This window comes from Paenibacillus marinisediminis (assembly GCF_054343325.1).
On the sequence record NZ_JBTGUH010000004.1, the window covers coordinates 121176 to 143192 of the forward strand.

The window sequence follows — 22017 nt, forward strand, 5'->3', positions numbered from 1 at the left end:
TGGGCACATACACCATATCCCGAAATCCTGATATTATCGTGTTCTCCACGCTAATATTCCTGCATTCATACTTTCGCAAGCTTCAATTGCTTTTTCCGGCGTGTGATAAGCCTCGCCCCAAGCTACATTGTAGCGGAATTCATAGAAGCCTCCCAAAGTTGGCGCAAAGTTCGTTTCCCAATAGTTGTTCATTGGCCAGGAATACAGATGTGCTGGATCTGATGCCAGCTTAGCGTGGCCGCTCAGCAAACGGGACTCATATGCTAAAGATCCAAGCTGAACCAGTGGTGTATCCGGCAAGGCGATGACGACACCTTCGGACTCACCCACGTAAGCAACCCCTTCACCAGCACAATAATAATCCGCCAATGAACCTTCAAGCTGATCTATTCGCGGACGGACCAGCGCACCGGCCTTATCGAGCCACAATTGAGGATGATCTGCTGCAATCGAATTGCCAAACGGCAATGATACGTACAGGTTCTCAGGATCCCAGACGCTATCCTTATGCAGACGTACCGCAACATCAACTCGAGGTCGATCTGCATACGCTGTGATCAAGAGCGAATAATGGCTGCAGCCGTCTACTTCATATGTCAGCTGAACCTTGCCATATACAGCTCCCTGTTCGATAACAGCTGCATTCGTGAGCTTACCTACCGAAATCAGCGCATCGGCTCCTTTACGATTGCGTCCCATCTTGCGACGTACCTCGTTCATATCCGATAAACCATTCGCCTTCGTGACATCATATACCGGTGTAAAGGCGTCGTGATTCCGATCCTCGCGCAGCATATCACGATTGTTGCGCTTATCGACCCAACTCGTGATCCCTTGCCCCTTCTTCCACTCGATGCGGACATAAGGGGTTTCAAGATAGGTAGGTGTTACGAGCATTGGTTGCTCTTCTGGTCCAAGCATATCACTCATCCGATCAGAGCCAACATAATCATTGCGGAACGCCGTTTTCGCAGGTACCTCGCTCAACGGTTGAATTTTCAATACCCGTTCCTCTTTTGGCTGCAGCACCAGCGGCACACTCACGACAACTCCGCGTGAAACAGTCGCCATCTGTGATGGATATACGGTGTTATTCTGCTCATCAATTACTTCAAAGCCATTTTTGATCAAGTCATAGTGCCAAGATTCCATGATCAGATGAGCAACCTCGTTCTGCTCTATTTCAAACGGATTATATACCTTGAACCGCATCGGACGGTCCGGAGACAGCAGCGCATCTCCCTTTGCTTCCAGAATATCATAGAGTGCAGTATGCGCTAGTCTGCTCGCATTAGCCGCATAGGCTTCCTTCCGCACGCCAAGCTCCTGAACAAACGGATTCCATGGCTCGCTCACGGAAGAATGATAGCCCCATGTATGCTCTGCAAACAGTGCCAGCTCATACTCGATATCACGGATTCGCGCGTCTGAGACGATTCGATGCTCCGGATCCAAGCACTTCACCTTGTGATACACGCGCTGCGCTTCACGGAATATCTGTACATGCTTAGGCGTTGAGCACGCACCATCCGTCCACCAGTCAGGCCAGTCGCCACGATGCACAGCAATTGCATCTGGGTGATGCTCCGCATATTGGCGAAGCTCTGCAAAGAAATCGTCCAGTGTAGCTGGCACAATGCATATGTCATCGACATACTTCTCATTCCATGCATTGACGAACTCCATCATCTGCGCATTCGGTGATCCATTATCCGTTGGCAATCCCGACAGCATAACAGGTACAAATGGGAATTCATAGCCATCCTCTGTCAATCGTTTGAGGTAACGCTTAATCCGTACTTCTGCTATTTCAAAGGTAACGCCTTTGCTTGCGTCCAGCTCATCCTTGATCGTATACGATCCTCCCAAGCCCGGCATCAAGCCTAAGTCATTACCGAACATATAATGTTCACCATTCCAGACTAGGAGGTGATCCCCATTCGGAGTCTCCCACCAAAATGGCTGCTGCTTTTTCCACAATGGGAACATCGAGTGATGAGTGTGTATACAGGTGAAAAAGTTTTGGATGCCTGCGTCTGCTAATACTTGTCCGTAGCCCCAGCCAAAGCCTGTAATGTCTGCAGTCATCGCAGATCGAACCGGTACTTGGATGCTGTCGCCATATGCTGTAATTCGTTGAATCACGGCTTCAAGCATTTCCTTGCTTATGAGCTCGCCAAAGTTAAGATAAGTACCAGACAAGCCCATATCGCCGCGTTGAAATGCAGCCTTTAACTGTGCCTTCTCCTCTTCACTCGCCTTCTGCAAGAAGGATTCAACAGGCCAGAACGTCTCACATACCCACTTATAGCCCTTCCAATCTGGACGACGACCAGATTCAATCTCTTGAAAAATACGCAGTGCTTGGCGGATATAGTCCACATGGTACTGCTGGATCTTTTCCTGTCTTTCCGTGTAGCCTACATCTGTATGCGAATGTTGGATCGCAAATATTTTCCATTGTTTCCCTTTAGTTGTCATCATTTCTGTCCTCCCAAATCTCATAATTGAATTAGCCGAACGGCATCATGTTGTGTAATGAAGCTTCAGCCCATAAGCCACTAGCCAAGAGTGTCCATGATCCAGATGTCCTCTGAACATGATCCCAGCTTAAGACCGGATGAATTAGCTGATTGCTCGCTCCAAATATGGAGATCTGCTTCGATCATATATTTTTTTCATCGTGATGACTTCCTTATAGATATCTAATAGGATTATAAACATCATGATGCCAGTTCGCTTCCGTAACACGGTTTTACCCCGTTATCGCGCATCCTCATGCTCGCTCCTCACTCTGTAACGGGGTTATACCCCGTTAACTCCACCGCGGGGCTCCTCTCGCGTACCGGTTCGCCTCCGTAACACGGTTTTACCCCGTTATCGCGCATCCCATGCTCACTCCTTACTCCGTAACGGGGTTATTCCCCGTTAACTCACCCGCGTGACTCCGCTCGCATGCCGATCCGCCTCCGTAACACGGTTTTACCCCGTTATCGCGCATCCCATGCTCACTCCTCACTCTGTAACGGGGTTATTCCCCGTTACGGAGCGCGCGGGACTCTGCTCACCCGCAGGACTCCGTTTAGCGCACCGCACAGCACTTCTCAGGCCGGATGTGAGAAAGAGCTTGCCGAAGGCAAGCAAGCTACTAAGCAAAGAGAAAGGCCGCCCCGCACAGCGCTCTCGCAGCTGCTATAGGACGGCCTACATATATGATTTAGATTATACCTGACTTGCTCGAATCGCTTGGTCAAGATCCGCAATGATATCTTGGATGGATTCCGTTCCGATGGATAAACGAATCATGCCAGGTCCAACGCCTGCAGCGATCTGCTCTTCCGGACTCAGCTGCTGATGCGTCGTGCTCGCCGGATGAATGATCAGCGACTTCGAATCGCCGACGTTCGCCAAATGGGAGAACAGCTTCACGTTCTCGATCACTTTGCGGCCCGCTTCAACGCCGCCCTTAATCTCGAACGTCATGATCGCGCCCTTGCCGTTCGGCAAATACTTCTCAGCAAGCGCATAAGACGAATGGTTCGGAAGTCCGCAGTAGCTGACAGACTCCACACTTTCATGCTTATCGAGGAACTCAGCCACCTTCTGCGCGTTCTCGCTGTGGCGCTCCATACGCAGATGGAGTGTTTCCAAGCCTTGAATGAGCATGAACGCATTGAACGGCGACAACGCCGCACCCATATCGCGCAGCAGCTGAACTCGAGCTTTAATGATATAAGCAATCGGACCGACCGCTTCGGTATACACCACGCCGTGATAGCTTGGATCCGGCTCAGTCAAGCCTGGGAACTTGCCGCTTGCAGCCCAATCGAACTTACCGCCATCAACGATAATTCCGCCGATTGAAGTCCCGTGACCACCGATAAACTTCGTTGCCGAATGAACCACGATGTCCGCGCCGTGCTCAATCGGACGCAGCAAGTACGGGCTCGGGAACGTATTGTCAACGATAAGAGGGATACCATGCTCATGCGCAATCGCCGCTACAGCTTCAATATCGAGCACATCTCCCTTGGGATTGCCCACGGTTTCCGCGTACAACGCCTTTGTATTCGGCGTGATCTTCTTGCGGAAGTTCTCAGGATCAGTCGGATCTACGAAATGAACCTTGATTCCCAGCTTCGCTAAAGTCATAGAGAACAGATTGTAGGTTCCGCCATATAAGGAAGCTGCGGACACGATCTCGTCTCCAGCTCCCGCGATGTTCAAGATGGCATACGTTATCGCCGCTTGACCGGACGCCGTCGCAAGTGCTGCCGCGCCTCCTTCAAGAGCCGCTACACGCTTCTCAAGCACATCAGTCGTTGGATTCATTAGACGCGTATAAATATTGCCGAATTCCTTCAGTGCAAACAAGTCCGCAGCGTGATCTGCGTCGCGGAAAGCGTAAGAAGTCGTTTGATACAACGGCACTGCGCGAGACAGTGTGGTCGGATCTACTTCTTGTCCTGCATGAATAGCCAATGTTTCTAAGCGGTATTGCGTGTTGTCACTCATAAATTCGGCCTCCAATCCAATGATTCCACTAGTGTATAAGTATAGTAATTTTGAAAAAGACACCTCTACAAGATGATCTTGTGAAGGTGTCTGTTCTACTCTCCTAAATGTACTTCATTATGCCAAAAATGTCCATACCCAAATAAATTAATCAGATTACTTGGGATTAACAAGCGAATTACAGGATGGACAGGCGCTGAGTCAATAGACGCAGCGCTTCGCCCCGATGGCTGATCCGCTGCTTCTCCTCAGGGGTAAGCTCCGCCATTGTGCGATCATATGATGGCACATAGAACAGCGGATCATAACCGAATCCGTTGTTGCCGCGCGGTTGATCAATAATCTGCCCATCCACCGTGCCCAATGCTTCATAGGCCCGCTTTCGTGACGGATCGTACAGCACCAATGCGCATACGAATTGCGCTGGACTCAGCAGATTCAGCTGTTCCTGCTTCTCATTCTCGACCTGGCAAGCTGTGCCGCATGCAGGCAGCGCATGAAGTGAAGCAAGCAGCTTAGCGTTGTTCGCCTCGTCGTTGCCGTGTTCGCCCGCATATCGCGCGGAATATACTCCGGGCTCGCCGTTCAACCGATCCACACATAGCCCTGAATCGTCCGCCAGAACGGGCATCTGCAACACTTCAGCAACCGTCTTAGCCTTCTTCAGCGCATTCTCCAGAAATGTGTCCCCATCCTCTACTACATCAGGAATGGCAGGATAATCGGCTAAGCTCTTTACTTTTAAACCAAGCGAAGAGAACGCATAGGCAAACTCACGGAGTTTGCCTGCGTTTCTCGTCGCCACAATGATCGTATCTCCCATGATCGGCACTGCGGATCAGCCCTCCTTGTTCAGGCTTGCAGCGCGAGCGGCGATCTTGTCTGCAATCGGACCAAGAACAGCCTTCTGCTGTTCAATCACTTGCATGATGCCGTTCTCAGCCAGCTCAAGCAGCTGATTCAGTTCTTCACGGGAGAATGGGCTTTCTTCGCCTGTACCTTGAACCTCTACGAACTTGCGGTTCCCGGTCATGACGACATTCATGTCAACCTTAGCGGAAGAATCCTCATCGTAATTAAGGTCGCACACGGGACGTCCTTGGATAATGCCTACACTTAATGATGCAAGGAAGTCGGTTATTGGGAATTTAGATAGATGATGCTGTTCTGCAATCTTATGTACTGCTATCGCCATAGCAACGAACGCGCCTGTAATCGATGTTGTCCGCGTTCCGCCATCTGCTTGGATTACATCGCAATCCAATGTGATCGTGCGCTCGCCAAGGGCTTGAAGATCGACGACTGAGCGCAGCGCTCTACCGATTAAGCGTTGAATTTCCATAGTGCGGCCAGTCAGCTTGCCTCGTGCAGATTCACGTTGATTTCGTACATGCGTTGCACGCGGCAGCATCGAATACTCTGCCGTTATCCAGCCCTTGCCTTGACCTTTCATAAAAGGTGGAACTTTCTCGTCTACTGTAGCCGTACACAGCACTTTCGTGTCGCCTACTTCAATAAACACGGAACCTTCCGCGTATTTGTTTGTTTCCGTGCGAATTGTGATTGGGCGAGTGTCCTCTGCTCTACGTCCATTGCTTCTCATTCAAGTGCCTCCTACATTGCTCCATACTCTGTGCGGGGATATTACGCTTCCCACGAAGTAATTCGATTCATATCAAGTAACATCCCCTATTCTACCAAAGTCCATAAGGAAAAGCATCTTGATACCTTAAATCATAGCGTATTTTTCAGCCTTAACCTTTGCTCGCCTGATTCACTGACGGTCTTGTTACAGGCTGCGAATAGTCTTTGTCGTCTGTACCGATAATATCCTTCATTCCGTTCATCGTGATCTGCACTTTAGACACATCCGGCAGCTCAGTTAATGTAAGTACAACGGACTTCAACAAGTCAGAAGGAATCTTATCACCCTTCTCAAACATATTGTCGCTGAGTTCAACGGTAACCGTGTCGCCATTTCGTTCAGCATGCTTAATCTGGGTTCCCTCTGTTGCTACCATGGACATCGCCTTCTTATCTTGCGGACCTTCGATTATCTGTTCGAGCGCTGTCTTTACCAGATCATCGGATGGATCTACGAGACGCGTGACCGGGATATAGTACGATTTGCCGTCCAAGGTTAACGAAGTAAAATAAACCATAACAGGCATCGAGTTCATATAGCTGACGTTGTCTGCGATCTCCAGGTTAATACCGAGGCTGCGAGTCAGGTTCGAGTCAAGCGGTATTCCGCCCACCGGCATTTCAGTAAGCTTCTGTGAGTCCATCCAGAGCTGCACCTGCTGTACATCCTTCATCGAAGTCAGCGTCCACGTAACGGACTCGAGAATGCGGCGTTCCTGCTCAGCCGAATATTGTTTGAATTGTCCTGAAAATTCAACCACTGCGAGCTTCTGCTCTGGATCGATCGTCACATGTTTTACCGAAGTTCCCTTCGGCAATGTGGCACTGAAGCCAAGTGGAAGCGTAGCCGTATTCGGGTTACCTTCAATCAGAAGATCAAGACCCGCTTTCGCTAGGGATTCACTATCTTGCGCTTCCAGCTTGTAAGATACCGGCGCCAAATAGCCGTTTCGGTCTTTTAAATATACCGTCATGTTTGTATCTGCCGTTTGATCGTGAATCAGACTTGTCCCTGATACACCTGCGGAATTATCTTCAACTGCGCGCAGCATCTCAGTTTCAACATCGGTAGGAGGCGCGTCAATGGCGCTGTTACCTCCACAGGCAGCTAGACCCATCGACAAGGCCATAATGCAGGCGGCTGCTCCATAACGGAGCTTTTGGGAACGGGATACAGAGTGCGATGAATGATTCATTTGGAACTTGAACCTCCTTGAATATTGGGATTTGGATGCACGCGTTCAAACCTGCATGAGCTCTAGGCTTGAATATCGCATGTTCGTCCTATGTATACGAGAAGGTTGTCCGAAACATGACAAGCATTTGCAATTTTGGCGTAAAACAGTCATGCTAAAGAAGTATGCTCAATGGGTTTATAAACCAATCTATAGAGGTGACCGAAATGACTCCTAAACACGAAGACAACAATTTGACGCAAGACGCGCATTTGCAGCCTGCTGATTATGTCCCTGAGCAGAATAAACCTTACAGCTTGAATAGTGAAAAAGTAGAAGAAGCAACGCGTGAATGGCTGCAGAAGCGCGGGGTTTCATTAGACGATATCGCGGAACTAGTGCTGTTCCTGCAACAGAAATATTTTCCTGAGCTCACGCTTGAATATTGCCGCTACAACATCGATCAGGTGCTTATGAAGCGTGAAGTGCAGAATGCAGTGCTGACCGGCATCCAGCTCGATCTTCTTGCGGAGGAAGGCAAGCTCATGCCTGCACTTCAGGAAATGGTGGAAAATGATGAAGGGCTGTACGGTGTAGATGAAGTGCTGGCGTTCTCGATTGTGAACGTCTACGGCAGCATCGGCTTTACGAACTTCGGATACGTTGACAAGATGAAGCCGGGTATCCTTGAACGTCTCAACGATAAGCACGATGGTCAGATACATACGTTCCTGGACGATATTGTCGGCGCGATCGCAGCGGCTGCGAGCAGCCGTATCGCTCACCGCAAGCAGGCGGAGCGAGAAGAAGATATGGAGAAGATGCGCCAGATCGCAAAAGCACAGGAGCAATCCAAGAACTAATGAAGAAAGGCTCTTGACTCTTCAACTATCGACGCAACACTCTAAACTACAAGCTGCTCTCTGTACGGAACAGGGAGCAGCTTGATTTATTTATTCTTGAAAAATGATAATGTAGGGATGAAGCTAGAGGGCGTGCCAATGTGCGCTGCCATCTGTCTTTATGGATGCCGCCTGACCGCGACGCTCCAACTCTTTCAGATGAGCTAGCGTTTCCCCCATCGCGAATCGGAATTGATGTACGGTCAGCTTGCCTACCGATCCGAAAGCGCGCAAGCAAATCTCGTATGCCGTCATTGGCCCTCCTGCAAGCCACTGCAGCCACTGCGACAACCGTTCTTCATGGTGAAGCTTCAAGTATTCAATTCTGCTGGCCGCATGACGGAAAGGATGCCGATGCCCCGGCAGCACAAGCGCCGCTGGAAGCTCTGCCAGCCGATCCAATCCCGCTATATACTGCTGCAGCGGTTCCGGCTCGCTATTCGGCAGCAGGCTGATATTAGGCGTAATCTGCGGCAGAATATGATCACCAGCGATCAGCACGCGATGCTCCGCATCATAGAAGCTAATATGTCCCGCAGCATGGCCAGAGGTCTCAATAGCTGTCCATCTGCGTCCACCCATCATAAGCTCGTCTCCATCACGCATGTACGTAACTTTAGGCAGCGGATAAACATGCTCCATAAAGCTGTCCATATGTACCACGAGCGGCTCCATCATCTCAGAAGGCAAGCCTTGTTCTTGGAATAATTGAGTCAAGGCCTCTGTCATCTCGTTATCAGGGCCCCACAGCATGAGCGCATGGCGATAGCCCTCCTCTGACAGCAGCACAACTGCTCCCGTCAGCTCCTGAAACCATCCGGCGAGCCCCATATGATCTGGATGATAGTGGGTGAGCACGATGCGTCTAATCCGTTGAACTGGAGTGATTAATTCACGTATGATATGTTCCCAAACAGCTCGCGCAGTTGGGGTGTTCAGCCCTGGATCAATCACTGTCCACTGCTCTCCGTCAAGCAGCATGTAGGCGTTCACCCATCGCAAGGAATAGGGCACCGGAATTCGAATCTGCCAGATTGCTCCCGCTGTTGAATCATACTCCCATTCCGTAACCGACCAGTTCTCTCCTTCTAATAGAATCCTTCCAGCTTGCTCTGTCCTGCTGTCCATCGCAGTCCGAGCCTGTTCTTCTGATGGCATGTAGACTCATCCTCATCTTAGAATTACGTTCCTATCATCCAGCATACACGATCCTGCCCTGCGATGCGATCTCATGGAACAAGCATAGCGCCAGCGAAACCGCTAATTCCCAAAGACTCAAGCCCGATTCCAAGTGAAAATGGACCCCTGCCTGCAATAGCTTTCAAGCATCCAATCACTTCACTGTTAAATGTCATACATATAATCTAACCATAAGTAAAGGAGGTTCACTGATGACGAGATTATTAGATGTACGAACATCGCAGAATGCTTCTGAAAATAACATTGCTATTCCGGTAGAGAGAAATACACAGACGCTATTTGCTCAGGTCGGACTGGATGCGACCGGTGCTGTCGGAGTGATTCGCACCACGATGGCAGGTATGATTGCACTGAAAATCACACGTCCAAACACCACTGTCACAATAACAGTTGTGCGCGGAACGACGGCTTCCAGCCCGGTTGTACTGAAGCTTGCTACAACGGTTTCAGAAAATGACGAATGCCCGCTTATACTGACCTTTGCTGGCGCCGACTTTGACGTGCCGTTTAGTCCGGAGATTGTATACTCTGTATTCTTACTCGTTGATCGCAAGGGCGTTACACGCACAGGTCCAGAAAGCTTCTACGCCCAGCTCTATTCGGACTAATCGTATCTCCAGTGAAACTCATAGCAGCAACTTGTCACCCTCTATTGCAGGGTGATTAGCGTCATGCCGTCGGTTGCATCGTCTCCGTCGGCTTTTTCTACGAATGTGTCCCGTATAACAAACAAGAAGGCAGGTGGAGACCATCTCCAACACTGCCTTCTTATATGTCTAGTTCTTATATTTGCTCCAGCGGTTGTGCATGTCCGTAAGCCGGATAATTTCTCGTGGATGGCTTAGCCCATTCCACCGCATTACGGATAACACGCTGTATCTGTTCATTATGATACGTCGGATACGTCTCATGACCTGGACGGAAATAGAATACCTTGCCCATACCGCGCTTGTACGTACAGCCGCTGCGGAATACTTCCCCGCCACTGAACCAGCTCACGAATACGAGCTCATCCGGCTGTGGAATATCGAAGTGCTCACCGTACATTTCCTCGGCAGGAAGTTCGATGTATTCTCCGATTCCTTCTACGATCGGATGTCCAGGTGTCACCACCCATAGGCGCTCCTTATCGTTCGCTTCGCGCCATTTCAGGTCACAGGATGTACCCATCAGCTTCTTGAATATTTTTGAGAAATGACCGGAATGCAACACGATAAGTCCCATGCCGTGAAGCACACGATTGTATACGCGTTCGACTACAGCATCGTCCACTTGATCATGTGCAATATGTCCCCACCAGATGAGAACGTCAGTGTCATTCAACACTTGTTCAGTCAAGCCATTCTCAGGCATATCAAGTGTAGCATACTGTACGCGATAATCGCCTTCGAGCGGCGCGCCTATTGCACCGTGAATACCCTTTGGATAGATGTCTGCGACTACTGGGTTCTTCTTCTCATGCTGATATTCATTCCAAATGGTCACTGTCAATGGTTGAGTCATGAATGTATATCTCCTTTATTTAAACCAGTATCATAGCCAGTTGGCTGATGAAGTATTACACCCACCACATCTCGCCAAGCGGCTCCTTCATTAAGATAGGCTGCAAGGCATTAACAGCTTTCGTGAAGCCTTCATCTACCGACATGAGTCCGTCTTCATGCTCAATGCTGATGACATAGTCATAGCCTACGAGACGCAGCTCGCTTATGATATCAGCCCATGTCTTCGCGTCGTGGCCGTATCCAACAGTGCGGAACTGCCATGCGCGGTCCAGCATATTCGTGTATGGCTGCATGTCTGTAATACCGTACATATTGACATTGACCGGATCGATCGTTGTATCCTTCGCATGGAAATGGTGCAGCGCACCCGCGCGGCCAAGAATACGGATCGCTTGAACCGGATCAATTCCTTGCCACCACATGTGGCTTGGGTCAAGGTTCGCGCCGATCACGTCGCCTACAGCTTCACGCAGCTTCAACAATGTAGCTGGCGAGTGAACGGAGAATCCGCCGTGGAGCTCCAGGCCGATCTTGATGCCGCGATCTGCAGCGTACTTGCCGACTTCCTTCCAGTAAGGAATTACTTTCTCCGACCACTGCCATTCGAATACTTCTCGGTAATCATTCGGCCAAGGAGCAACCGGCCAGTTCGGATACTTCGCGCCCTCATGATCGCCCGGGCAGCCTGAGAAGCCATTTACAACAGGCACGCCAAGCTTAGCAGCCAAGTCGAGAGTAGCCATGAAGTCATCATGGAACGACTTCGCGATCTCCTTCTGTGGATGCAAGGCGTTGCCGTGACAGCTCAACGCGCTGATCGTCAGATTGCGTGAATCAATCGCATCTTTGAATGCTTTCAGCTTAGCTTCATCTGCAAGCAGCTCATGCGGGTTGCAATGCGCCGGGCCAGGATAGCCGCCGCAGCCGAACTCAACAGCTTCAACTCCTTTGGCCGCGATTGTATCAAGTGCCTCTTCAAGCGATAAATTTCCATATAGTACAGTGAATACACCTAGTTTCACGTTGTCAGCCTCCTTTACCTAATACAGCAATTATTCGAAGTAAACCGCTTTGCCTGTTTCAGCAGACTCATAGATTGCTTCGAGCAATTGAGATACGACATACGCTTGCTTAGGAGTTACAACAGGCTCTTTATCCTGATCGATCGCATCAATCCACAAGCGCATTTCAACATCGGATTCACGTTCCGTTTGTCCGTCGAAGAACGCAACGCCGCCAGATGTCAATTCAACCTTCTGCTCATACAAGCGGCTGTGATGCTCACCGTTGATAGTCAAGCCGTTCAACATGTCAGCTCCGCCTTCAGTACCGCACAGCGTACATTTTGCTTCATGCACTTGTGTTGTATTTAATGCCCAGCTGGACTCCAATACAATCGTAGCGCCGTTCTTCATTACAATCATACCGAATGCGGAATCTTCTACTGTAAATTTCTCAGGATCCCATGGTCCCCAAGCATTCGCTGCATTCTCTTTCTGGCCAAGCTTGTGGAAGGATGTACCCAGAACCACTTTCGGCTCGTAGTTGTCCATCATCCACAATGTCAAGTCAAGCGCGTGTGTACCGATATCGATGAGCGGTCCTCCGCCTTGCTTCTCTTCGTCCAGGAACACGCCCCATGTAGGAACAGCGCGACGGCGAACTGCATGAGCCTTCGCATAGTACACTTCACCAAGAGTGCCCTCTTCGCATACTTTCTTCAGATGCAGGCTGTCTGGACGGAAACGGTTGTTGTATCCTACCGTAAGCTTCTTACCTGTGCGCTCAGCAGCTTCCATCATACGGCGAGCGTCTTCTGCTTTCTTCGCCATCGGCTTCTCACTCATAACGTGCTTATCGCTTTCCAGCGCAGCAATCGAAATTTCCGCATGGGAGTCATTCGGAGTACATACGTGCACGATGTCGATTGTGCTGTCTTTCAACAGCTCTGTGTAGTCTGTGTATACTTTCGCGTCTTCGGAGCCGAATTTTTCTTTCGCTTCGATCGCGCGTTCTTCGATGATGTCACAGAAAGCGACCATTTCAACGTTCTTAAGTCTGGACAGGGAAGGCATATGTTTGCCGTTAGCGATGCCCCCGCAGCCGATAATTGCAATGCGATATGTCTTTGCCATAATAATAACTCCTCCAATTAGTTGAATTAAAATTTAGTTGAATTAGAATATTATGAAATGATGCCTTGTAAATGCTCCTTAGCCCATTGCAGGCTTGCCTCTACGCTTTCCAGCGCATCACGCTGCGTAAAGTCTTGTTCGACGATCAGCCATTCCGCTCCTGCAGCTTGTGCAGCCTCTGCTACGGCGCGAAGATCCAATTCGCCTTGTCCTAGCTCTACGGTTAGCGGCTCGCCTTCTTCTGTTCTTCTCAGATCCTTCAGGTGAACGAGCGGCAGACGTCCTGCGAACGACTTTACCCATTCTACTGGTTGATTTCCGCTGTACTGTACCCAGCAGACATCCAGCTCACAGAAGAGCTCATCAGTAGAAGTCGAAGAGAAGATAATCTCTTCCATTGTCTTGTTGCCATAAGTTGTCAAGAATTCAAAGTGGTGATTGTGATAGCCCAGCTTCATGCCGTGTGCGGCAAGACGCTCAGATGCTTGTTGCAGCTGACGTATAGTCTCGGATAGCGCTTCTTCCGTATCGAAAAGCTCTTTCGGCAGATACGGACAGATCAATCTGTCATTGCCAACTGCCTTGTTCATTTCGATATGCATCTCTAAGTTGTCTGTTAATTGATCCAGCCCAACATGACTGCCAGCCACAGCTAATCCTAGGCGGGATAACGTAGCTTTCAGCTCTTCTGGAGTCAGTCCGCCGTAGCCTGCAAATTCAACACCCTGATAACCCATTGCGGCTATACGTTCTAGCGTTCCTACAAAATCTTTCTCCGCGGCATCCCGTACTGTATACAGCTGCAAACCGATACGCATTTCAATATCCACCTCAATCCAAATTTGTAAAAATTCCAGTCTAATTGCTCGTCTTAATATGGAACGCTTTCATTGTGCCATATGCTCAAGAAGTTTGGTATGAAGGATATCGTCCGAACATGAACTATCCTGCTGTTTGTGGTAAACTATTTCTATAGATTTTGTTGACGGGAGTGCAGTAATCATGACCAATTCTGGTTCTCATCACGAAGAACAGCCCTTCTATACTTTATTCTCAGGTTACGCAAGACACAGCAAGCCGCACAGCCTCATCATCCCTACCTTGAAGCACTATACGATTCGTATCCAACTAGAAGGCAGCGCTCATTCCATGATCGGTGATCACTATGAGTCTATGAAGCCTGGCCACCTGCTTATGCTGGCACCAGGACATTATTATGATCTCAAGATTGGCTATCAGTCCCCAGAGCGACTAGAGCCGCTGAACAAAGTCCACAGTCTCGATTACTATATGATTCTAAATGGGCCGTGGGTTGACAGCTGGTGGGAACAGCATAAGCCTCCGATGTTGTCGTATCATGCCATCGATGATCGCATGCTCTCCATCTGGCGCGAGATTACGCAGGAACAACGCCAGTCCGGCACCTCTATTAATGATATTGTGATGCATTTATCATTCGTGCTATTTCATATGCTGGAACGCGCCTTGGCTCATCCTATCCTGAATCAAAGCCGCATGTCGCAATCAGCTCAGATGATGAAGAACTTTATCGAGCAAAATGCTACAGAGAGCTTCACGGTTCTGGATGTGGCAGAACATGTTAAGCTGAGTTCGTCACGAGCAGCGCATGTGTTTAAGGAAGCCTTTCAGCAGTCAATCATGGACTATGTGATCGACCTGCGCTTGAATATGGCATGCGAGCGCATTCAGCACGGCTATATGTCGCTTGAGCAGATAGCCGAAATGTGCGGATTTCAGAGCTACTCTTATTTTCATCGTACTTTTAGGACAAGATTAGGGTTGTCACCGAGTCAATTCCGCGATCAACGTCAGCTGAAGGATGAGGCTTGAACTAGATCACCTGGCGTTCATTTTTTCAAATATGTCAGAGCTGCGAACTTGCTGTAATTGTTGAGCATTATGCGACAATCTCAACTGATTCTTGATTACGGTTGCATTATTATATATAGTAAAGATGTAAAAAAAATTTTCATGGTTTTTTATATGTACGTAAAAATGATTTTCATGAAAAATTGTTAACGTACTCGTTTTCCAAATGAAAGAGTGTGATTCCATTGTCTAGTATTTTACAAGCTATCCGGCAGCAATATGATCAATTGCATCAACAAGAACGCAAGTTAGCGGACTATATGCTTCAATTTCCGGGTAACGTAGTGACGATGGGAATTACTGAGCTTGCTGAACAATCCGGCACTTCTGCGGCAACGGTTTCGCGCTTTTGCAAATCACTGCATTTTCGCGGATATCCGGACTTTAAGACGAAGCTCGCAGCCGATCTGGCACAGCAGATGACGCCCATGACCTATCAGGATATTATTGCGGGCAACCCGCTTTCAGAGATCGTAACCGCGATGGAAACCAATCATCTCCGATCGATATCTGATACAACTCGCCTATTGGACGTGCATCAGCTGGAACGCGCGATTATCGCGCTCAACCAGGCCCGGCAGATTGACTTGTACGGAGTCGCCACTTCCGGCATTGTAGCTCTAGATTTCTATCAGAAGCTCATCCGGGTCGGGAAGCAGGCGACGGCATTTTCCGATCCGCATATGCAGATCACGTCCGCAGCCAACCTTGGTTCGGAAGATGTGGCAATAGCTATCTCCTATTCAGGCGAAACGCCTGAGACCCTCGACGCCTTAATGTGCGCCAAGGAGCGCGGAGCATTGACGATCTCTCTGACGAAGATCGGCTCCAACAGCATTGCGAATATCGCGGATATTAATCTGTTTGCCTCTTCTCTTGAAGAAGGCATGCGACGCGGCGACATGGCGTCCCGTATCGCGCAGCTGCACGTTATTGACATCCTGTTCTCAGCCATGGTCAGCGAGCAATTTGACGCGCATATTCCGAAGCTTGAGCAATCGTATCGCATGGTACGCAAGTACCGCAAAGATAAAGGGAGGTAATATCCAACATGAACATTATGACATTCAACACGAATGAAGAATTGAACCAGATCGGCGCTAACATCATTGCGAGCCTCGTGCAAACGAAGCCGAACGCAGTATTGGGTCTTGCTACTGGCAGCACGCCAATCGGCATTTATCAAGAATTGATTCGTCTTTATGAAAAAGGCTATGTCAGCTTCAAGCATGTTACATCCTACAATCTGGACGAATATGTCGGCTTGCCTGACGGTCATCCAGAATCTTATCTTTCCTTTATGAATAAGCAATTGTTTGATCATATTGATATCGACAAGAACAACACTCGCGTACCAAACGGCAATGCAGCAGATCTGAAGGTAGAATGCGAGCAATACGATGCTGCGCTGTCCGGCGCATCCATCGACCTTCAATTCCTTGGGATTGGGCATAATGGACACATCGGCTTCAATGAGCCGGATGCTAACCTGAGCGCAGGTACACATGTTGTAGATCTGAAAGAAGAAACACTGCAAGCCAACGCTCGCTTCTTCGATTCCATTGACGATGTACCCAAACAAGCAGTAACCATGGGAATCGGCTCCATCCTGAAAGCGAAGATGATCATGCTCGTCGTTCGCGGCGCAGATAAAGCTGAGATCGTTCATCGCGCGTTGACGGGTCCGATCACAACTGAAGTTCCGGCATCCCTGCTGCAAACTCATTCAAACGTGGTTGTCCTGCTTGACAAGGAGGCGGCAAAATATTTCCATGAATAATCAAACCTTTACTATCAAAAACGCGCGCGTCGTTACGCTGAGCAGCATCATTAACGATGGTGTTGTGCGAGTAGAGAACGGCCGCATTGCTTATATCGGCGCATCCTCTCAATTATCAGCGGCAGATCAAGCATGGCTTGCAGATGCCATTGATGCAGAAGGCGGATACCTGATGCCAGGCTTCATCGACGTGCATGTGCACGGTGGCTTCAGCGCTGACTTCATGGACGCTTCCGAGGAAGCGTATAATAAGATTACCAAGTTCCATATGGAGCACGGCACAACGAATATGCTGGCTACCTCAATGACGCAATCACGCCAAGCGCTTAGCGCTGTCGTTAAAGCCGTTGATGAGTATATGAAGCAGGATATGCCTTATGCTCAGCTTGCTGGCTTGCATCTGGAAGGACCATTTGTGAACCCGAAATACAAAGGGGCTCAGAACGAAGCATTTATGCTTGATCCGCAGATCGAGTGGCTGGAAGAATGGGACCGCGAGCATCCAGGCGTCATGAAGCAGCTTAGTCTCGCTCCAGAACGCGAGAACGCGCATCAGGCGATTTGCTGGTGCCGCGCTCACGGCATCAACGTTGCGGCGGCTCATACTGATGCAACCTACGAACAGCTGACAGAAGCCGCGAATGCAGGCTTGAACCAAGCGGTTCATACGTTCAATGCGATGACTCCTGTTCATCACCGCAAGCCGGGTGTGGCAGGCGCGGTCTTGACGGATGACCGCATTACAGCAGAAGTAATCGCGGATGGACATCATGTGCATCCAGCTGTTATTAAGCTGCTCGTCCGCGCGAAAGCTGCAGGCAAGCTCGTGCTGATAACAGATGCGATGAGTGCAGCAGGCATGCCGAATGGCATCTATGACTTGGGCGGCTTGTCGGTGACTGTGAAGGATGGAGTGGCGCGTCTAACTGAAGGCGATTCCCTGGCAGGCAGTACGCTGACGATGATCGGCGCTGTTCAATTCATGGTCAACCAAGTTGGCTTGTCTGTGGAAGAGGCTTCGCGTCTCGCCAGCATCAATCCTGCTACGCTCCTTCGCATCGATGACGTGACAGGCAGCATCGAAGTCGGCAAATTCGCTGACCTCGTATGGACAGATGCTGACCTAAATGTTCAGCGTGTGTGGGTTAAAGGCAGAACTCATATGTAATTAGCCTTGTATATTAACGGCTGTCGAGCTAGTCTCGATGGCCGTTTTTTTTCGTGTCAGAACAAGTAGACCCCTCTCCTGACTTGAAGGGATAATAGTCAGACGCTCTCTGAGATACCATATGCTTGTACAAAAACGCTTGAATTATCAACGAGAATTATGTTTCTTTTTGATCGAACAAACGCCATTCACTTACAGTATACATCTTTAAGTTAGCTTTTATAGTTTTCCCCTGTTACAGCGGGCTAGACTCGCAAATTTGGTGAGATAACAGGGAGAAACCGTGTTACAGAGGCGAGGCAGTGCACGCGTGGGAAGACCCGAGCGAGATAACAGGTTTTTACCCCGTTACAGCGGGCTAGACTCACAAGTTTGGTGAGATAACGGGGGAAAACCGTGTTACAGAGGCGAGGCAGTGCACGCGTGGGAAGGCCCGAGCGAGATAACAGGTTTTTACCCCGTTACAGCGGGCTAGACTCGCAAGTTTGGTGAGATAACGGGGGAAAACCGTGTTACAGAGTCGGTTCATCGTACATGTATATTCAACAGAAATCACATAACAGTCGTAGTTCACCCGATTATTCCAATCATTTTTGAACATACTTACACAAGCAAAAGTGTACATCATTAAATTAGCATTTATATATTTTGGGTAACATTGCCATAAAGAAAGGAACAGGAGAACACAACATCGAATAAGAAAAATGATAGTGAGCAAGGAGAGTGAGTTGAACTATGAAATTGATATTATTTTTAATTAGACCCATAGGTAATGCTATGTACTTGTTAATAGGGCTGGCAGCTTTAAATTCCATACAAAATGAATTTATAAACGAAGCTAATATGAGCTTTTTTTTATACTGTGCATTATTAATTGCAGACCTTATGATATTGTATTTGATACATGTTCAGTTCATCAGGCCGCATACAAGAAAGCTGAGTGTTAAATCGAAAAATCTTAGAGCCAAACATAAAAACCTCTGGCTCTTATAACAAGTTCCAGAGGTTTTCATTAGATTGAATTCACAATCACTGCATCTTATCGAAAAGGTACAAGCCGCTCGTTCAGTGCACGAGTTGCCTCATACACATCCTGATACACTGCAAATAACGCATCATAACGCGATGCCGTCTCTTCATTTGGCGTCCATCGCTTAGCCGGCTTCAAGAATGTTTCGCTGCAAGCCTGCAGCGAGTCGAACCATCCGCAGCCGTATGCGGCGAGCATAGCCGCTCCCATCGCCGGCCCCTGCTCTGTCTCCAGCTTAACGATATCCGCCTTGAAGATGTCCGCCTGCATCTGAAGCCACGCCTCATTTTTCGCCCCGCCGCCGATCGAGATGATCTGCTGCACAGACTTGCCTGATGCACGCAGCAGTTCAATCGATTCTCGCAGCGAGAACGTGATCCCTTCCATGACAGCTCGTGCCGCGTGCTTTAAGGTATGGCTTCCGTCCATTCCGATAAAGCTGGCACGGATGTTGGCATCCGCATGCGGCGTGCGCTCACCTACTAAGTAAGGAGTGAACAGCAGCCCTTGCGAACCAGCTGGGATCTGCTCGATCTCTTCTAACAGCTCATCGAAGCTGAGCTGTTGTGCGAACGTTTCCTTGAACCACTGCAAGCTGTACCCCGCAGCGAGCGTGACGCCCATAACATAATAAGCCTGCTCTTGCCCGTGATTGAAGTAATGGACCTTGCCGCGATAGTCAGCCGCTTGATCTTCCTCGTATGCCAAGATAACGCCGGATGTGCCAATACTGCACATCGCCGCTCCTGGGGCAACGATGCCGGCGCCAATTGCGCCGCAAGCGTTATCCGCTCCGCCCGCAAACACGCGCACGCCTTCGTGAAGCCCCATCGCTTCTGCCGCATCCGGCACTAAGCAGCCTGTCATCGCGTGTGAATCGACGAGCGGAGGACATAGGCTTACGGGAATCCCAACGCCTGCCGCAATCTCCTCGCTCCACTCGCGCGCGTTCACATCCAGCAGCAGCGTGCCTGCCGCGTCCGAGTAATCCATCGCCAGCTCGTTTGTCAGGCGATATCGCACATAATCCTTCGGCAGCACGAACACCGCTGCGCGCTCCATAATCTCCGGCTCATGCTCTTTTACCCATAGCAGCTTAGGCAGAGTGAAGCCTTCCAAGGCTTTATTTTTCGCAATATCGAGCAGTCGATCGCCTAATCTCGCTTCAATCTGTCGACATTGGGCTGTCGTACGTGTATCATTCCATAGAATCGCTCTTCGCAGCACCTCGCCTTGACTGTCCAGCAGCACAAGTCCGTGCATCTGTCCTGAGAAGCTCAAGCCTTCAACCAGCGCAGGCTGAAGATTGTTCTGTTCGATTAGCTTGCGAACGGCTTGATACGTTCCTTGCACCCAATCTTCCGGCTCCTGCTCACTATATCCAGGCCGCTCATGATACAGCGGGTATGGAGCACTTGCTTCGCCGAGTACCTTCCCTTCACGGTTAACCGCTATCGCCTTGACCGCACTTGTGCCAAGATCGATGCCGATGACATAAGACATGCTCGTGTTCCTCCTTCATCCATCACATGTGGGATAAAAAGGACTGTCCCGCAACAGATGTCGAGACAGTCCAAGAACCTGCTTGCAGCCGATACAGCCGCCCTATTATTCCGTAAACAAATATTGATTCAGCACCGACTTCAGGTGCTCTTGACGTCCGGAAACATTTTTGCGAATCTCGTTGTTCAGCGCGTATTGTTCCAACGACTTCAGCGTCGCCTTGCCTGACACGATCTCAAGCCCAATACCCTCTTTAAAGCTGGAATAACGCTGTTCAATCACATTTTCAAAAACACGGTCCTCGATCAGTTTAGCAGCAACTTTCAAGCCCTTCGCATATGCGTCCATACCAGCGATATGAGCCAGGAATAGATCGTCCTGCTCGAACGAAGCACGGCGCACCTTCGCATCAAAGTTCACACCGCCGCGGCCAATCCCGCCGTTCATTAAGATTTCATACATCGTAAGCGTCGTCGCATACAGGTCTGTCGGGAACTCATCCGTATCCCAGCCGAGCAGCATGTCGCCTTGGTTCGCATCAATGGAACCCAGCATGCCGTTAATGCGAGCAACACGAAGCTCATGCTCAAATGTATGCTGAGCCAGAGTCGCATGGTTTGCTTCCAGGTTCAGCTTGAAATGCTCTTGCAAACCATACTTCTGCAAGAATGAAATAGTCGTCGCCGCATCAAAATCATACTGATGCTTAGAAGGCTCTTTCGGCTTCGGCTCGATCAAGAACTGTGCATCGAACCCGATCTCTTTGGCATAGTCAACCGACATCTGGAACAAACGTGCCATATTGTCCATCTCTAATGCCAGATCCGTATTCAGCAAGCTCTCATAGCCTTCGCGTCCGCCCCAGAACACATAGTTCTCAGCGCCCAGCTCTTTACCAACTTCAAGCCCCTTCTTCACTTGTGCCGCAGCGTAAGCAAATACATCTGCATTGCAAGTTGTAGCAGCTCCATGAACATAACGCGGATGAGAGAACATATTTTGCGTATTCCAGAGCAGCTTCTTGCCTGTATCCTTCATATAATCCTTCATCATCGCTACGATAACATCCAGATTCTGATTCGTTTCACGGAGCGAGCTGCCTTGCGGCGCAACATCAACATCGTGGAAGCAGAAATACGGGATCCCCGTCTTCTCCATAAACTCAAATGCAGCCTCTACACGAGCCTTCGCCAGATCCATCCCCTTGAAATGGTTCCAGCTGCGCTCCATCACTTGATCGCCAAACGGATCAACGCCGCCATATGTGAAGGTATGCCAGTAAGCCATAGCAAACCGGAGATGCTCTTCCATCGTCTTACCCATTACGACCTCAGATGCATTGTATTGCTTGAATGCAAATGGATTCGTTGACTTGCTGCCCTCATAAGAGATCTTGCCTACTTGTTCAAAGTGAGCCATTTATAGTTCCTCCTTATGCAGATCAATTTAGCTCTATCCTAGCACAAGCCCCTCACTTTGTCTATCCATTAAACTAAGTAGCCGCATTAAGTTCTCCACTGTATAAAATGAACGACGATTTTCACTAAAATTCCACCTTATCCTTCACTTT

Annotated in this window: 18 protein-coding genes; 6 read left to right on the plus strand and 12 right to left on the minus strand. The window is 49.3% G+C overall.

Translation table 11 applies throughout. From position 1 onward, the window contains the following. Nucleotides 1-33 precede the first annotated feature (33 nt). The 5 genes from ACXX53_RS11795 to ACXX53_RS11815 all read right to left on the minus strand — a co-directional run bounded on the left by ACXX53_RS11795 (nt 34) and on the right by ACXX53_RS11815 (nt 7355). Nucleotides 34-2481 carry a glycoside hydrolase family 38 N-terminal domain-containing protein gene (locus ACXX53_RS11795; protein WP_458568852.1) on the minus strand — a complete coding sequence of 816 codons (2448 nt, stop codon included), beginning with the start codon at nt 2479-2481 and terminating at the stop codon, nt 34-36. 741 nt (nt 2482-3222) lie between these two features. Beyond that, complete coding sequence (locus ACXX53_RS11800) at nt 3223-4515, minus strand: homocysteine synthase (RefSeq protein ID WP_458568853.1); 1293 nt, start codon at nt 4513-4515, stop codon at nt 3223-3225. Between the two features lie 178 nt (nt 4516-4693). Further along, nucleotides 4694-5338, minus strand: coding sequence for an XTP/dITP diphosphatase (locus ACXX53_RS11805; RefSeq protein WP_458569051.1), 645 nt, complete (start codon nt 5336-5338; stop codon nt 4694-4696). Between the two features lie 15 nt (nt 5339-5353). Beyond that, complete coding sequence (gene rph, locus ACXX53_RS11810; protein ID WP_458568854.1) at nt 5354-6118, minus strand: ribonuclease PH; 765 nt, start codon at nt 6116-6118, stop codon at nt 5354-5356. 151 nt (nt 6119-6269) lie between these two features. Further along, on the minus strand, nt 6270-7355 hold the full coding sequence (locus ACXX53_RS11815; RefSeq protein WP_458568855.1) for a GerMN domain-containing protein: 1086 nt from the start codon (nt 7353-7355) through the stop codon (nt 6270-6272). 206 nt (nt 7356-7561) lie between these two features. On the opposite strand from ACXX53_RS11815, the gene ACXX53_RS11820 reads away from it, so the two are divergent. Continuing rightward, nucleotides 7562-8197 carry a phosphatidylglycerophosphatase A family protein gene (locus ACXX53_RS11820; RefSeq protein ID WP_458568856.1) on the plus strand — a complete coding sequence of 212 codons (636 nt, stop codon included), beginning with the start codon at nt 7562-7564 and terminating at the stop codon, nt 8195-8197. Between the two features lie 123 nt (nt 8198-8320). Here ACXX53_RS11820 and ACXX53_RS11825 read toward each other — a convergent pair whose 3' ends face one another. After that, nucleotides 8321-9394, minus strand: a complete 1074-nt coding sequence (locus tag ACXX53_RS11825) for an MBL fold metallo-hydrolase (protein WP_458568857.1) — start codon at nt 9392-9394, stop codon at nt 8321-8323. 233 nt (nt 9395-9627) lie between these two features. Here ACXX53_RS11825 and ACXX53_RS11830 point away from each other — a divergent pair, with 233 nt between their 5' ends. Continuing rightward, complete coding sequence (locus ACXX53_RS11830; protein ID WP_458568858.1) at nt 9628-10044, plus strand: hypothetical protein; 417 nt, start codon at nt 9628-9630, stop codon at nt 10042-10044. A 175-nt stretch (nt 10045-10219) separates the two neighbouring features. On the opposite strand, the gene ACXX53_RS11835 is transcribed toward ACXX53_RS11830, so the two are convergent. Genes ACXX53_RS11835 through ACXX53_RS11850 form a run of 4 tightly spaced genes read right to left on the minus strand, consistent with a single transcriptional unit; the run spans nt 10220 to nt 13894 of the window. Further along, the gene (locus ACXX53_RS11835; RefSeq protein ID WP_458568859.1) at nt 10220-10939 is read right to left on the minus strand and encodes a ThuA domain-containing protein; all 720 of its coding nucleotides are present in this window, start codon (nt 10937-10939) and stop codon (nt 10220-10222) included. Nucleotides 10940-10994: 55 nt separating this feature from the next. Beyond that, nucleotides 10995-11963: a sugar phosphate isomerase/epimerase family protein gene (locus tag ACXX53_RS11840; protein ID WP_458568860.1), complete on the minus strand. Its 969-nt coding sequence runs from the start codon at nt 11961-11963 to the stop codon at nt 10995-10997. Nucleotides 11964-11993: 30 nt separating this feature from the next. After that, the gene (locus tag ACXX53_RS11845) at nt 11994-13076 is read right to left on the minus strand and encodes a Gfo/Idh/MocA family protein (protein ID WP_458568861.1); all 1083 of its coding nucleotides are present in this window, start codon (nt 13074-13076) and stop codon (nt 11994-11996) included. A 50-nt stretch (nt 13077-13126) separates the two neighbouring features. Then, nucleotides 13127-13894 carry a sugar phosphate isomerase/epimerase family protein gene (locus ACXX53_RS11850; RefSeq protein WP_458568862.1) on the minus strand — a complete coding sequence of 256 codons (768 nt, stop codon included), beginning with the start codon at nt 13892-13894 and terminating at the stop codon, nt 13127-13129. A gap of 184 nt (nt 13895-14078) precedes the next feature. Between ACXX53_RS11850 and ACXX53_RS11855 the strand changes: the two genes are divergently transcribed. The 4 genes from ACXX53_RS11855 to nagA all read left to right on the plus strand — a co-directional run bounded on the left by ACXX53_RS11855 (nt 14079) and on the right by nagA (nt 17914). Beyond that, a complete protein-coding gene (locus ACXX53_RS11855; protein ID WP_458568863.1) occupies nt 14079-14927 on the plus strand; it encodes an AraC family transcriptional regulator in 849 nt (282 codons plus the stop codon). Between the two features lie 224 nt (nt 14928-15151). Next, on the plus strand, nt 15152-16009 hold the full coding sequence (locus ACXX53_RS11860; RefSeq protein ID WP_458568864.1) for a MurR/RpiR family transcriptional regulator: 858 nt from the start codon (nt 15152-15154) through the stop codon (nt 16007-16009). A gap of 8 nt (nt 16010-16017) precedes the next feature. Beyond that, entirely contained in the window at nt 16018-16746 is a 729-nt protein-coding gene (gene nagB, locus ACXX53_RS11865) for a glucosamine-6-phosphate deaminase (RefSeq protein WP_458568865.1), read from the plus strand. Next, nucleotides 16739-17914 (plus strand): N-acetylglucosamine-6-phosphate deacetylase, encoded by a 1176-nt coding sequence (nagA, locus tag ACXX53_RS11870; RefSeq protein WP_458568866.1) that lies wholly within the window; start codon nt 16739-16741, stop codon nt 17912-17914. Before nagB ends, nagA begins: the two co-directional genes overlap by 8 nt. A 1039-nt stretch (nt 17915-18953) precedes the next feature. Here the strand turns inward: nagA and xylB are convergent. After that, nucleotides 18954-20447 carry a xylulokinase gene (gene xylB, locus ACXX53_RS11875; protein ID WP_458568867.1) on the minus strand — a complete coding sequence of 498 codons (1494 nt, stop codon included), beginning with the start codon at nt 20445-20447 and terminating at the stop codon, nt 18954-18956. Nucleotides 20448-20552: 105 nt separating this feature from the next. Further along, nucleotides 20553-21866, minus strand: a complete 1314-nt coding sequence (gene xylA, locus ACXX53_RS11880; protein ID WP_458568868.1) for a xylose isomerase — start codon at nt 21864-21866, stop codon at nt 20553-20555. Between the last annotated feature and the right edge of the window lie 151 nt (nt 21867-22017).